This is a genomic window from Candidatus Effluviviaceae Genus I sp., assembly GCA_016867725.1.
GTDB lineage: Bacteria > Joyebacterota > Joyebacteria > Joyebacterales > Joyebacteraceae > VGIX01.
This window is the reverse complement of the sequence record VGIX01000041.1, coordinates 1-13,815: the sequence shown is the minus strand read 5'-3', so window position 1 is coordinate 13,815 and position 13,815 is coordinate 1. Positions and strand designations below refer to the sequence as shown.

The 13,815-nt window shown below is 70.2% G+C and carries 12 protein-coding genes; all 12 read left to right on the top strand.

What is annotated here, in order from left to right; translation table 11 throughout:
* Window positions 1-863: FAD binding domain-containing protein (locus FJY74_08225; GenBank protein MBM3308297.1), on the top strand; the 863-nt coding region annotated here is incomplete at its 5' end.
* Between the two features lie 47 nt (window positions 864-910).
* Window positions 911-1,954 (top strand): ornithine carbamoyltransferase, encoded by a 1,044-nt coding sequence (locus FJY74_08220; GenBank protein MBM3308296.1) that lies wholly within the window; start codon window positions 911-913, stop codon window positions 1,952-1,954.
* Between the two features lie 11 nt (window positions 1,955-1,965).
* Window positions 1,966-2,967 carry an ornithine carbamoyltransferase gene (locus FJY74_08215; protein ID MBM3308295.1) on the top strand — a complete coding sequence of 334 codons (1,002 nt, stop codon included), beginning with the start codon at window positions 1,966-1,968 and terminating at the stop codon, window positions 2,965-2,967.
* 24 nt (window positions 2,968-2,991) lie between these two features.
* A complete protein-coding gene (gene arcC / locus FJY74_08210) occupies window positions 2,992-3,930 on the top strand; it encodes a carbamate kinase (GenBank protein ID MBM3308294.1) in 939 nt (312 codons plus the stop codon).
* 79 nt (window positions 3,931-4,009) lie between these two features.
* Window positions 4,010-5,722 carry an adenine deaminase gene (gene ade, locus FJY74_08205; GenBank protein ID MBM3308293.1) on the top strand — a complete coding sequence of 571 codons (1,713 nt, stop codon included), beginning with the start codon at window positions 4,010-4,012 and terminating at the stop codon, window positions 5,720-5,722.
* Between the two features lie 19 nt (window positions 5,723-5,741).
* Window positions 5,742-6,923 (top strand): MFS transporter, encoded by a 1,182-nt coding sequence (locus FJY74_08200; GenBank protein MBM3308292.1) that lies wholly within the window; start codon window positions 5,742-5,744, stop codon window positions 6,921-6,923.
* A complete protein-coding gene (locus FJY74_08195; GenBank protein ID MBM3308291.1) occupies window positions 6,920-7,930 on the top strand; it encodes a BMP family ABC transporter substrate-binding protein in 1,011 nt (336 codons plus the stop codon). Before FJY74_08200 ends, FJY74_08195 begins: the two co-directional genes overlap by 4 nt.
* A gap of 53 nt (window positions 7,931-7,983) precedes the next feature.
* On the top strand, window positions 7,984-9,474 hold the full coding sequence (locus FJY74_08190) for an ABC transporter ATP-binding protein (GenBank protein MBM3308290.1): 1,491 nt from the start codon (window positions 7,984-7,986) through the stop codon (window positions 9,472-9,474).
* Entirely contained in the window at window positions 9,471-10,571 is a 1,101-nt protein-coding gene (locus FJY74_08185) for an ABC transporter permease (protein MBM3308289.1), read from the top strand. Before FJY74_08190 ends, FJY74_08185 begins: the two co-directional genes overlap by 4 nt.
* Window positions 10,568-12,223 carry a murein biosynthesis integral membrane protein MurJ gene (murJ, locus tag FJY74_08180; GenBank protein ID MBM3308288.1) on the top strand — a complete coding sequence of 552 codons (1,656 nt, stop codon included), beginning with the start codon at window positions 10,568-10,570 and terminating at the stop codon, window positions 12,221-12,223. The genes FJY74_08185 and murJ overlap by 4 nt, the downstream gene beginning before the upstream one ends.
* Window positions 12,224-12,295: 72 nt before the next feature.
* Window positions 12,296-13,180 (top strand): ABC transporter permease, encoded by an 885-nt coding sequence (locus tag FJY74_08175; GenBank protein ID MBM3308287.1) that lies wholly within the window; start codon window positions 12,296-12,298, stop codon window positions 13,178-13,180.
* A 160-nt stretch (window positions 13,181-13,340) separates the two neighbouring features.
* On the top strand, window positions 13,341-13,778 hold the full coding sequence (locus FJY74_08170) for a T9SS type A sorting domain-containing protein (GenBank protein ID MBM3308286.1): 438 nt from the start codon (window positions 13,341-13,343) through the stop codon (window positions 13,776-13,778).
* Window positions 13,779-13,815 lie beyond the last annotated feature (37 nt).

Sequence of the window (13,815 nt, the reverse complement as noted above, 5' to 3'; positions counted from 1 at the left end):
ACGCGCCGAGGACGGTCGAGGAAGCGCTGGCCGCGCTGGACGCCGCCGACGGCGCGCGCCCGATCGCGGGCGGCACCGACCTCGCGGTGCGCATCCTCGACGGGGCGGCACGGCCGCCCGTGCTCGTGGACCTCGGGCGCGTCGCGGGCCTCGACGCGATCGTCGTCGGGGAACCCACGCCGGGCGTCGCCCGCGTCGAGATCGGGGCGCTCGCCACGCACGCCGCGGTCGCCGCCCATCCCGTCGTGCGCGACCGCGCGCCGGCGCTCGCGGCCGCGTGCCGAACCATCGGCTCCCGGCAGGTCCGCGAGCGTGGGACCCTGTGCGGCAACGTGGCGAACGCCTCGCCGGCGGCCGACGGCGCCGTCGCGCTCCTCGCACTCGACGCGGCGGTGACGGCGCGCTCGTCGCGGTCGGGCGCGACGACGATCCCGCTCGAGTCGTTTCTCCTCGGTCCCGGGGAGACGACGCTCCGCCGCGGCGAGCTCATCGTCTCGGTCGGGCTCGACTGCCCGTCGAGCGACGCGCGCGGCGCGTACCTCAAGATGGGGCAGCGGCGCGCGCTCGCCATCGCCATCGCGTCGGTGGCGGTCGTGTTCGAGCCCCGGGCGGGGACGGTGAGGATCGCGATCGGCTCGGCGGCGCCGACGCCGGTGCGAGCGCGAACGGCCGAGGAGCTCTTCGCGGAGGAGTGGCACGCGGCGTGCGGGAGAGGCAACGCGCGCGCCGCGCTTATCGCCGAGGTCGCCCGGCGGGCCGCCGCGGCGACGAGCCCGATCGACGACGTGCGGGCGTCGGCGTGGTACCGGACGGCGCTCGTGGAGGCGCTGACGAGACAGGCTCTGGAAGAGGTGTGCGCGTGACGGGCCGCGCGGCGGCCCGCGGGTCAACGAACGGGACGGAGGGTCCGATGTACGACGGGAAGTTCAGGGGCAGGGACTTCATCACCATCCTCGACTACACGCGCGAGGAGGTGGAGCACATCCTTGACGTCGCGGCCGACCTCAAGCAGAAGTTCCACAAGGGGCAGCCGCACAAGCTCCTCGAGGGGCGCACGCTCTTCATGATCTTCTTCAACCAGTCGCTCCGCACGAGGAACAGCTTCGAGGCGGGCATGACGCAGCTCGGCGGCCACGCCCACTACCTCGACCCGAGCAAGATCTACCGGCCCGCGCTGGAGGGCGAGGAGGTCGCGTACTCGACCGAGCGCATCAGCGACGTCGCGCGCACGCTCGCGCGCATGGGCCACGGCATCGCCATCCGCATGTACGGCGAGCCGGTGGAGTGGGTGTACGGCAAGGCCAACCGGGTGCTCCGCGAGTTCGCACAGTGGGCCGACATCCCGCTCATCAACATGGAGTGCGACATCTACCACCCGTGCCAGGGCATGGCCGACATCATGACCGTCCGCGAGCACTGCGGCGGCTTCAAGAAGAAGAAGTTCGTGATGAGCTGGGCCTACAGCCCGAGCGTCGAGAAGCCGCTCTCGGTCCCGCAGAGCGCGATCATCGCGGCCGCGACCGTCGGCTGCGACGTCGTGCTCGCGCACCCGAAGGGCCTCGAGCTTGCCGACGACGTGCTCGATGCGACACGGAATCGCGCGAAGGAGGCCGGCGGCTCGTTCGAGATCGTGAACGACATGCGCGAGGCCCTCCGCGGCGCCGACATCGTCTATCCAAAGGCGTGGACCGCGAAGCAGTTCATCCCGCCGTTCTCGAAGAAGCCGGAGCTCGACGCCACGCAGAAGCTCTTCGACGCGAACAAGGACTGGATCTGCGACGCGGCGAAGATGAAGCTCGCAAGACCTGACGCGAAGTACATGCACTGCCTGCCCTGCGACCGCGGGTTCGAGGTGACGAACGACGTCATCGACGGGCCGCAGTCGGTCGTGTTCGACCAGGCGGAGAACAGGCTGCACGTCCAGAAGGCCATCATGGCCCTGACCATGGACTAGGAGGAGGGGCGATGGCCGTCAATCTCAAGGGTCGCGACCTCATCTGCACGCAGGACTGGAGCGTCGAGGAGCTCGAGGCCGTGCTCACGCTCGCGAAGAAGATGAAGGCCGAGCGGTACAGCGACGAGCACGCGAGGGTCCTCAGGCACCGGACGTTCATGATGATGTTCTACAACTCGTCGCTTCGCACGAGGCAGTCGTTCGAGGCCGCGGCGAGCGAACTCGGGGGCCACGCGCAGTTCCTCGAGCCGTCGAAACTCCGCCTCCGCACGAAGACCGAGCGCGGCGAGGTCCTGAAGGACACCGCGAACGTCATGAGCCGCTACGGCGTCGGCATCGGCATCCGCATCCTCGAGGACTCCGTGGAGAAGTACGGGGACGGCGACGCCTTCCTCAGGGAGTTCGCCGACATCGCGAGCATTCCCGTCGTGAGCATGGCGCACGACAAGTTCCACCCGTGCCAGGGGCTCGCGGACGTCCAGGGCATGCGCGAACACCTCGGCGACACGAGGGGGAAGACCCTCCTCCAGGTGTGGGGCTACTCGCCGATGGTCCGCTCGTGGAGCAGCGTGCAGGAGAGCCTCATCATCAGCTCGCGGCTCGGGATGCACGTCCGGATGGCGTATCCGAAGGGGTTCGACCTCGACCCCGAGGTCATCGCCACGGTGAAGGCCAACTGCGCCGCGGCCGGCACGCGGTTCGAGATCACGCACGACCAGGAGGAGGCCTACCGGGGCGTGGACGTGGTCTACTCGCGGCACTGGATGCACCCGGCGCGGTACGCCGAGGGCCGCGAGGGCGACCAGCGGCGGTCGGCCGAGCACCGCGACTGGCGTGCCACGGCCGAGCGCATGAAGCGCACGAACAACGCGGTCTACATCCACCCGATGCCGGTGGACCGCGAGAACGAGGTGGACGACGCCGTGTGCGATTCGCCGCGCTCGATCATCTACGACGTCGCGGAGAACCGGCTGCACGCGCAGAAGGCCATCATGGCGCTCACGATGGCGTAGCGCGGGGGCAAGGGGACGACATCCATGGGCAAGCTCGCAGTGGTGGCGATCGGCGGGAACTCCATCACGAGGGCCGGACAGCGCGGCACGATCCCCGAGCAGTTCGACAACTCGCGGGAGACGAGCCGGCACATCGCCGAGATGATCGCGCGCGGGTACGACGTGGTCATCACGCACGGGAACGGCCCGCAGATCGGGAACATCCTCCTGCGCGCCGAGATCGCCTCGACGACGCTGCCGCCGCTCCCGCTCGACACGTGCGGCGCCGACGCGCAGGGCGGCATGGGGTACATGATCCAGCAGGTGCTGGGCGGCGTGCTCAAGGACCGCGGCATCGCGAAGGACGTGGTCACGGTCCTCACGCAGGTGCTGGTGGACCGCGGCGACCCCGCGTTCTCGAAGCCGACGAAGCCGATCGGCCCGTTCTACTCGATGGAGGAGGCCGAGGCGAAGCGCGCCGAGCTCGGATGGGACGTCGCGGAGGACGCGAACCGCGGGTGGCGGCGCGTCGTGCCCTCGCCGCTGCCGAAGCGCGTGATCGAGTCCGGCCCCATCAAGGCGCTGCTCAAGGCCGGGTGCGTCGTCATCGCCGTCGGCGGCGGCGGCATCCCGGTCGTCGAGCTGGACGGCAAGCTCAAGGGCGTCGAGGCGGTCATCGACAAGGACCACGCCTCGAGGCTCCTCGCGAACGAGATCGGCGCCGAGCTCCTGCTCATCTCCACCGCGGTCGAGCGCGTCTCGCTGAACTACGGCAAGCCGAACGAGGCGCGCCTGTCGAGCCTCACGGTCGCCGAGGCGAGGAAGCACCTGGCCGACGGGCAGTTCCCCGCCGGCAGCATGGGCCCGAAGATCCAGGCGGCCATCGAGTTCATCGAGGGCGGCGGGCGCGAGGTCATCATCACCTCGCCCGAGTGCATCGCCGCGGCGCTGGACGGCGCGGCGGGCACGAGGGTGACGGCGTAGCGGGCGACGGCGGCGCGCGGGCGAGGCCGGGCAGCGCCCGGCGCGGGGCGGGACGGCACCTAACCACGGGGCGGCACCGATGAAGGAACTCGCGAAGATCATCCGGGCGGCCAGAGGCAAGATGCCGCCGGACCTCGTTCTCAAGAACGGGCGCATCGTCAACGTGTTCTCGGCCGAGGTCTACAAGGCGGACCTCGCCGTCTGGGGCGGCCGCATCGTCGGCATCGGCCCGTCGTACAAGGGCCGGAAGGCGATCGACTTGAAGGGCGCCTTCGTGCTGCCGGGCCTCATCGACGGGCACATGCACGTCGAGAGCACGATGGTGAAAGTGCAGGAGTTCGCGCGCTCGGTGGTTCCCAGGGGCACGACCTCCGTCATCTGCGACCCGCACGAGATCGCGAACGTCCACGGCCTCGAGGGCATCCACTACATCCTCAACTCGAGCAAGTTCAGCCCCGTCAACATCTTCGTGATGCTCTCGTCGTGCGTTCCCGCCACGCCGTTCGAGACGAGCGGCGCGAACCTCCGTGGGTTCGACCTCTACCCGCTCCTGCGCGAGAAGTGGGTGCTGGGCTTAGGCGAGGTCATGAACTACCCGGGCGTCCTCCTCGAGGACGAGGGGCTGCTCGACAAGATCTCGATGACCCAGGACAAGCGCATCGACGGCCACGCGCCGGGTCTTTCGGGGCGCGACCTCAACGCGTACGTCGCGGCCGGCGTGAACTCGGACCACGAGAGCACCTCGGTGGACGAGGTCGTCGAGAAGCTCAGGCTCGGCATGCACATCATGATCCGCGAGGGGTCCGTCACGAAGAACCTGCGCGACCTCCTCCCGGCCGTCACCACCGAGAACCTCTCCCGCTGCTTCTTCGTCACCGACGACCGGCACCCGAAGGACCTTCTCAGGAAGGGCCACGTGGACCACATGGTCAAGATGGCCGTCAAGGAGGGTCTGGACCCGGTCTCGGCCATTCGCCTCGCGACCATCAACACGGCGCAGTACTTCCGGCTGAAGGACCTCGGGGCGATCGCTCCCGGCTACTTCGCCGACCTCGTGGTCGTGGACGACCTCAGGAAGTTCAACGTGAGGATGGTGTTCAAGAACGGCCGCCTCGTGGCGAAGGACGGCGAGATGGTCGTCGCGCGGCCGCGGACGCCGCAGATCACGCTTCGAAGCTCCATCAACATCCGGTGGCTCAAGGTCGAGGACTTCGAGATCCCGGCATCCGGGCACAGCGTGAGGGTGATCAACCTCGTTCCGGACCAGATCGTGACGCGCGCGAGCGTCGAGCACGCGAAGGTCGAGGACGGGAAGCTCGTCGCCGACCTCGAGCGCGACCTTCTTCCGCTCGCCGTCGTCGAGCGGCACCTCGCGAGCGGCAACGTGGGGCGCGCCGTCGTGCGCGGGTTCGGGCTCCGGAAGGGCGCGCTCGCGAGCTCGGTCTCGCACGACTCGCACAACGTCGCCGTCGTCGGGACCTCGCCCGAGGAGATGATGGCCGCGGTCATCGAGATCTCGAAGATGCGGGGCGGGCTCGCCGTGGTGCGCGACGGCAAGCTCGTGGTGGGGCTCCCGCTCCCCATCGCCGGGCTCATGTCGGAGAAGACGCTCCCCGAGGTCGTCGAGGGGCTCGACAAGGTCACGAAGGCGGCGAGGCGCCTCGGCTCGAAGCTCGACGACCCGTTCATGGCGCTTTCGTTCCTCGCGCTGCCGGTGATCCCGGAGCTCAAGATCACCGACAGGGGCCTCTTCGACGTGAACGCGTTCGCCTTCACCGACCTCTTCGTCTGAGCCGCCGTCCGGAAGGGACATGCACCGGCGCATCTACTTCGTGCTCTTCGTGGCCCTCTTCGCCTCGGCCATGGGGACCGGGTTCATCGGCCCCCTCATGCCGCTCTACGCCCGCGAACTCGGGGCGCGCGGGCTCTCGCTCGGGCTCATCTTCACGGGATTCTCGCTCGCGCAGTTCATCTCGATGCCGATCGTGGGACGGCTCTCGGACCACCACGGTCGCCGGCTCTTCCTGGTCGTCGGCCTGTCGTTGTACACGCTCTTCTCGCTCGCGTACTCGGTCGCGTCGGGCGTGGCGCAGCTCATCGCGGTGCGCGTGCTCCACGGCGCGGCCGCGGGGATGGTCAACCCGGTGGCGCAGGCCTACATCGCCGACATCACGCCGAAGGGCGAGGAGGGCTCGCGGCTGGGCGCGTTCAACGTGGCGCTCTTCACGGCGTTCGGCCTCGGGCCGCTTCTCGGCGGCCCCGTCGCCGACCTCCTCGGCATCCGAGCGCCGTTCTACGCGATGGGGAGCCTGAGCCTCGTCGCGCTGCTCCTCGTCATCCTGCTTCTCCCCGAGGCCGGTCTTCACGGGGCGGCCGGCGAGAAGCGGGCGCGCACGCGCACCATCATCCGCGACCCGATGGTGAAGGCCGCGTTCCTCTTCCGCGCGCTCGTCGCGTTCGGCCGCGGGCTCGTCATCCCGTTCCTGCCGTTCGTCGCCGAGGGGCTCGGCGCGTCGCTCAGCGTCATCGGCGCGCTTCTCGCGACGAACATCATCCTCGCGGGCGTCCTCCAGATCCCGTTCGGGAAGACCGCGGACCGCGTATCGAGGCCGGCGCTCATGGGGATCGGCATCCTCTCGATGGCGGCGCTCATCTTCTCCATCCCGTACTGCCGGAGCGTGGCGGCGCTCTTCGCGCTCCAGATCGCGACGGGCGTCACCATGGCGATCGGCATGCCGGCGGGGCTCGCGGTGGCCGCCGAGCGCGGACGGCATCACAACGCGATGGGCACGTCCATGGCGCTCTTCACGAGCGGCATGAGCGTGGGGCTCATCGTCGCGCCGGTCGCGGGAGGGGCGCTCTCGGACATGTTCGGCCTTGACTTCGTGTTCTTCGGTGGTTCCCTTGTGGTCATCGCGGGGTTCGCGGCGTTCGCAGCGCTCGTCCGGAGCGCCGCCGCGGCCCGCCCCGCCCTGCAAAGGAGCGCATCATGAAGCGCATCGCGTTGGTCCTCGCCGCGTTGCTCGCCGTCGGGCCGATCGCCGGGTGCCAGAAGGGCGAGCCGACGAAGGCCGGCGCGCCGCTGCGCGTCGGCATGGTCTTCGACGTGGGAGGGAAGGGGGACAAGTCGTTCAACGACTCGGCGTACCGCGGCCTCCTGCACGCGGCGGACGCGTTCGGGATCGAGCACACCGAGTTCGAGCCGGGCCAGGACGCAGACCGCGAGACGGGACTCCGCAAGCTCGCGCAGGCCGACTACGACGTCATCATCGGTGTGGGGTTCCTGTTCAGCGAGGCGCTGCGCAAGGTCGCCCGCGACTACCCCGACGTCAAGTTCGCCTGCGTGGACTTCGATGCGCGGCCGGGCGAGGTGCTGCCCGCGAACCTCGCCGGCCTTACGTTCCGCGAGGAGGAGGGGTCGTTCCTCGTCGGGATGCTCGCCGCGATGTTCAGCACGACGGGGCGACTCGGGTTCGTGGGAGGCATGAACATCCCGCTCATCCACAAGTTCGAGGCCGGGTACGTCGCGGGCGCGAAGCACGTGAACCCCGGCGTCTCGGTCACCGTCGCGTACGCGGGCACGACGCCGCAGGCGTTCGCCGACCCGGCGAAGGGCAAGGAGCTTGCGCTCCTCCAGTTCGGGCGAGGCGTGGACGTCATCTACCACGCGTCCGGAAGCACGGGCAACGGCGTCATCGAGGCGGCGCGCGAGAAGGGCAAGTACGCCATCGGCGTGGACTCGAACCAGAACTACATGGCGCCCGGCCACGTCCTCACGAGCATGATCAAGCGCGTGGACAACGCCGTGTACATGACGGTCCGGTCGGCGCTCGAGGGTTCGTTCAAGGGCGGCCTCCGCGAGTTCGGCCTGGCCGAGGACGGCGTCGGCTACGCCGTGGACGAGCACAACGAGTCGCTGATCACGGACGAGATGCGCGCGAGGGTGGAGGAGGCGAAGGCCGCGATCGTCGCCGGCGAGATCGTCGTTCCGAAGAGCTGACGGCACGCGGGCGCGCGAACGGAGAGGCCGTGGCCGCCGACCTGGCGATCGAGATGCGCGGGGTCACGAAGCGCTACCCGCGCGTCCTGGCCAACGACCGCGTTGACCTCGAGGTCCGCGCGGGCGAGATCCACGCGATCGTCGGCGAGAACGGCGCCGGCAAGTCCACGCTCGTGAAGGCCCTCTACGGACTCGTCGCGCCCGACGCCGGGACCATCCGGATCGCCGGGCGCGAGGTCTCCCGCCACCGCCCCTCCGACGCCATCCGCCTCGGCGTCGGCATGGTGCACCAGCACTTCATGCTCGTGGACACGCTCACCGTCGCGGAGAACGTCGTCCTCGGGCTGGAGCCGCGGCGCGGCGCCCTCCTGGACCGTCCCGCCGCGCGCCGCGCCGTCCAGGGGCTCTCCTCGGAGTACGGCCTCGACCTTGACCCCGACGAACGCGTCGAGAACCTCTCCGTCGGGCTCGAGCAGCGCGTGGAGATCCTGAAGGTCCTCTACCGCGGCGCCCGCATCCTCATCCTCGACGAGCCGACCGCCGTCCTCACGCCGCGCGAGGCGCGCGAGCTCTTCGCGATCCTGCGGGCGCTCTGCGACGCGGGCCGCACGATCGTCTTCATCACGCACAAGCTCGACGAGGTCATCCGGCTCGCCGATCGCGTGACCGTCATGCGCGACGGCCGCGTGACGGGCGTCGTGCAGGCGCGCGAGACGACGGAGGCGGAGCTCGCGCACATGATGGTCGGCCGCGAGGTCCTGCTCCGCGTGGACCGGGGGCGGTCGCGGCCCGCGGAGCCCGTGCTCGAGGTGCGCGGGCTTCGCGCCGAGGGGAGGAAGGGCGTCGAGGTCGTCCGCGGCGTGGACCTCACGGTGCGCGCCGGGGAGATCGTCGGGATCGCGGGCGTGCAGGGCAACGGGCAGACCGAGCTCGTCGAGGTCGTCGCGGGGCTGCGCCGGGCGAGCGCCGGGCGCGTGACGCTCGCCGGGCGCGACGTCACGAACCGGCGGCCGGGGGAGGTCCGGCGCGCGGGCGCGGCACACATCCCCGAGGACCGGCAGGCGCGCGGGCTCGTCCTCGAGTTCACCGTCGAGGAGAACCTTGTGCTCGGCCGGCACCGCGACGCGCCGTACTCGCGGCGCGGCCTCGTCGCCCGCGAGGCGGTGCGCGGACGCGCCGTCGCGCTCATCCGCAAGCACGACCTGAGGCCGGGCGACCCTGCGGTCCTCACGGCGGACCTCTCCGGCGGGAACCAGCAGAAGCTGATCGTCGCCCGCGAGCTGTCGGGCCGTCCCTCGCTCCTCGTCGCGTCGCAGCCGACGCGCGGCGTGGACATCGGGGCAGTCGAGTTCGTCCACCGGAGCCTCGTCGCGATGCGCGACGCGGGCGCGGCGGTGCTGCTCGTGTCCGCAGAGCTCTCGGAGATCATGTCGCTCTCCGACAGGATCGGCGTCATGTACCGCGGTGCGATCGTCGCGTGGTTTCCGGGGGGCGCGGTCACGGAGGAGGAGCTCGGAGCGTGCATGACGGGAGGCGCGCCATGAGCCGCTGGCTGAGATTGGCCGCGCTGATCTCGCCGCTCGTGGCGGTCGCCGCGTCGTTCCTCGTCGGGGCGCTCGTCGTGGCGACCATCGGGGAGAGCCCGGCGCGCGTGTACGCCATCCTCTTCCGCGGCGCGTTCGGGAGCGTGGACGGGCTGGGCCTCGTCCTCTTCAACGCCACCCCGCTCATCTTCACCGGGCTCGCCGTCGCGTTCGCGTTCCGCGCGGGGCTCTTCAACATCGGCGGCGAGGGGCAGCTCTACGCGGGCTCGCTCCTCTGCGCGTGGGCCGGCATCGCGCTCGCCGGTCTCCCCGCGGTCGTCCTCGTGCCCGCGCTCATCGCGGTGGCCGCCGCGGGCGGCGCGCTGTGGGCGCTCCTGCCGGGCTATCTCAAGGCCCGCTTCGGGGTCCACGAGGTCATCAACACGATCATGATGAACTTCATCGCCATCGGGCTTTCGAGCTACCTCGTCATCCACGTTCTCAGGGAGCCCGGCCAGATGACCCCGCAGACCGCCGAGATCGCCGCGGCCGGGTGCCTCCCGCGGCTCGCGCGAGCGGCGCAGCTCTGCGGGATTCCGCTTCCGCACGCGAACCCGCTCAACCTCTCGCTCGTCGTCGCGCTCGCGGCGGTGTGGGTCGCGTGGTTCATCCTGCACCGCACCACGCTCGGATACGAGATCCGCGCCGTGGGGCACAACGCGCGGGCGGCTGAGTGCGCGGGCATCAACGTGCGGAGGACCGTCGTCGTCACGATGATGATCTCGGGGGCGTTCGCCGGCCTCGTGGCCGTGAACGAGGTGATGGGGTTCCGGCACCGCTTCCTCGACAACTTCTCGAGCGGGCTCGGGTTCATGGGGATCGCGGTCGCGCTCCTCGGGCGGAACACGCCGCTCGGGGTGCTCCTCGCCGCGCTCCTCTTCGGCGTGCTGAACACGGGCGCGCTCGAGGTGGACGTGTTCACGAGGGTGCCGCGCGAGCTCATCCAGGTGATCCAGTCGGTGACCATCATCCTGGTGGTCGTCGGAAACGAGGTCCTGTCGAGAAGGCTCAGGGCCGCGCACGCGGCGGTGGCCGGCGCCGCCGGGGAGGGGCGATGAACGGGGAGGACCGCGCGAGCGGGACGGGTCCGGCGGTCAACGCGGTGAGCGCGAAGCGGCCGAACGCCGCGGGAAGCGTCGTCATCTCCGCCGCGGTGGTCATCGGGCTCGCGCTGGTGGCGAAGGCGCTCGGGCTCTTCAAGGACGTGGTCGTCGCGTCGCGTTTCGGGACGAGCGTGACGATGGACGCGTTCCTCGTGGCGTTCACAATCCCGACCATCATCATCTCGTGGCTGGAGTCGCCCATCCGCGCGGGGTTCATCCCGCTCTTCATGGAGCGGCTCGAACGGAAGGGCGAGCACGCCGCCTGGCGCGACGTGGGCGTGTTCCTCGCCGACTTCACGGTGCTCGTGGGGGCGATCGTCGTCATCGGCATCGTGGCCTCGCCGTGGATCGTGCGCGCGGTCGCGCCTGGATTCGGGCCTGAGGCGAGGGCGCTCGCCACCTCGCTCACGCGTGTCATCTTCGTGGCCATCCTCTTCACGGCGATCGGCGGGATCTTCGCGAACCTCTTCCACTGCTACCGGAACTTCGTCATCCCGGGGCTCGGCAACCCGGTGAACAACCTGGTCCTCATCGTGTCGGCGCTCGTCCTGACCGTGCCGTTCGGGATCCACGGTCTCGCGTACGGCGTCGTGTTCGGCGCGGCGGCGCACGCGGCCATCCAGGTGTCGGTCGCCCTTCGGCACCGGGGCGACATCAAGGTGAAGGTCGACTTCCGCGACCCGATGTTCCTCGGTGTGCTGAGGCTCGCCGCGCCGCTTCTCATCGGGATGGCGGGGGCGAAGCTCGACGACGTCGTGGACAGGATGTTCGCGTCCACGCTCTCGTCGGGCAGCATCTCCGCGCTCGCGTATGCGATCCGGCTCATTGACATCCCGCGCGAGATCCTCATCTTCGCGTTCTCGACGGTCCTCCTGCCGTACTTCTCGTCGCTCGCCGCCCGGGACGACCTGAGCGAGCTCGCCGACAAGTTCATGATGTCGCTGCGCGTCGCGTTCTTCGTGCTCTTCCCGGTGTCCATCGCGATGGCGGTGCTGGGCGGCCCGCTCGTCCGGCTCGTGTTCCAGCGCGGTGAGTTCGACGAGCACTCGGTGCGCTTCACGGTCTCGGCGCTCCTCCTGTACACGCCGACCATCTGGGCGCTCGGACTCACGAGCATCATGATCACGGCGTTCGTCGCGCTCCGCGACACGAAGACGCCCGTGATCGCCGGGTTCGTGCGGCTGGGCGTCAAGGTCGCGCTCGTCGCGCTCTTCGTGCGGGTCTTCCAGCACGCGGGGGTCGCGCTCTCGACCTCGATCGCGCACGTGTTCAAGCTCGTGCTGTTCCTGTTCGTGCTGCCGAAGAGCGTGCGGCAGGGGAGGTACCGGCGGCTCTTCTGGAGCTTCGCGGGGACGTTCGCCGCCGCCGCGATCATGGGGACGGTGCTCTTCCTCACGGCCAGCAACTTCGTGGGGATCGCCGACCCGCCGAGCATTTTCCGACAGCTCCTCGCGATCGGCGGACTGGTGTTCGAGGGGACCGTCGTGTACGTCGTGGCGTCGCTGTTCCTCGCCCGCGAGGAGCTCAAGGAGGTCGTGCGGGCGCTCCGGGGGAGCCTGGACCACATCATCGCGAAGTTCTCGCCGGCCGCGCCGACGCCGGAGTAGGGGCGGCGGCTTGCGCGGCTCGGGCGGCCGCCGGCAATCGTGGAGGTCTCGCAGGTGTTCGACCTCGTCGTCATGGACTCCGCGCTCAGGATGGCGACGCCGCTCATGCTCGCGGCGCTCGGGGGCATGTTCTCCGAACGGTCGGGCGTGGTGAACATCGGGCTTGAGGGCATCATGCTCACGGGCGCGTTCACGAGCGTGCTCGCGACGTGGGCCACCGGCGACCCGTGGGTCGGCGCGGCGGCGGGCGTCGCGGGCGGCATGCTCATCGCGCTCATCCACGCGGTCGTCTCCGTGACGTTCAGGGCCGACCAGATCGTGAGCGGGGTCGCGATCAACCTCTTCGCGCTCGGCGCGACGCAGTTCCTCACCTGGATCGTGTGGGGGAGCTCGGCCAACTCGCCGCCCGTCGCCTCGATGGCGCACTGGACGCTGCCGGCGTCGTGGGGCGGCCTCGCGCGCGCCGTGAACCCGGTGCTCGGACACTACCCGCCGCTCGTGCTCGTCGCGCTCGCAAGCGTCGCGGTCTCGCACCTCGTGCTGTTCCGCACGCCGTTCGGCCTTCGGCTCCGCGCGACCGGCGAGCACCCCGAGGCGGCCGACACGCTGGGCATCAGCGTGCGGCGGATGCGGTTCGCCGGCGTGCTCCTGAGCGGGGCGCTCGCGGGCTTGGGCGGAGCGTTCCTCGCGCTCAACACGCACCAGTTCGTGAAGAACATGTCGGCCGGGCGCGGGTTCATCGCGCTCGCGGCGATGATCTTCGGGAAGTGGAGCCCGCTCGGGGCGCTCGGCGCGTCGCTGCTGTTCGGGTACGCCGAGGCCGTGCAGATGGGCCTCCAGGGCCGGCAGGTTCCCACCGAGTTCGTGCAGATGATCCCCTACGTGCTCACCATGGTCGCCCTCGTCGGCGTCATCGGCCGGTCCCGTCCCCCCGCAGCGGTGGGGAAGGCGTATTGAGGGGCCCGCTCGGCGTGTTCGGCGCGCTGGGGAGCTTGCCCGCGGCGTCACTATGCCGGGGTTGATAGTAGAACGGGGGGGGTACAATAGACCGTGCGCGGCAAGCCTTGTCGCTCACGGTCGGGCCGGGCCCGTGCCGGCCCACGAAGGAGGTCCCGCCATGCGCACGCCTCCTCAGCTCCCCCGGTCTCCGAACGACTCCCGCATTGCCTCTCTCACGTCTCTTTCGTGTCTCGCTCTGCTCGCGCTCTCCTCGGTCTCAGCCGCCCAGAGCACTGCTCTGCCCACGGGCTGGGTGCCGTTCGACGGCATGACGCCGAGCCCGGCCTCGCCGGCGCTCGAGATCCTCTCCTCGACGTCACCTGACACCGTGTTCAGGTTCGCGGTGCCGCAGGCGTGTCCCGTGCCGCTGGTGGTGTACGACCTTGCGGGGCGGCGGGTGAGAACCCTCGTGGACGGGCCGGTTCCGGCCGGGTGGCAGACCGCCACCTGGGACGGCAGGACGGATCGCGGGGAGCGCGTGGCCAGCGGGGTGTACTTCTGCCGGCTGGAGGTCGGAACTCGCTCGCTGTCAAGGAAAGTGGTAGTCTTGAAGTAGGAGGGCGGAGCCATGGCTGGCATCGGTTCTGCACGGT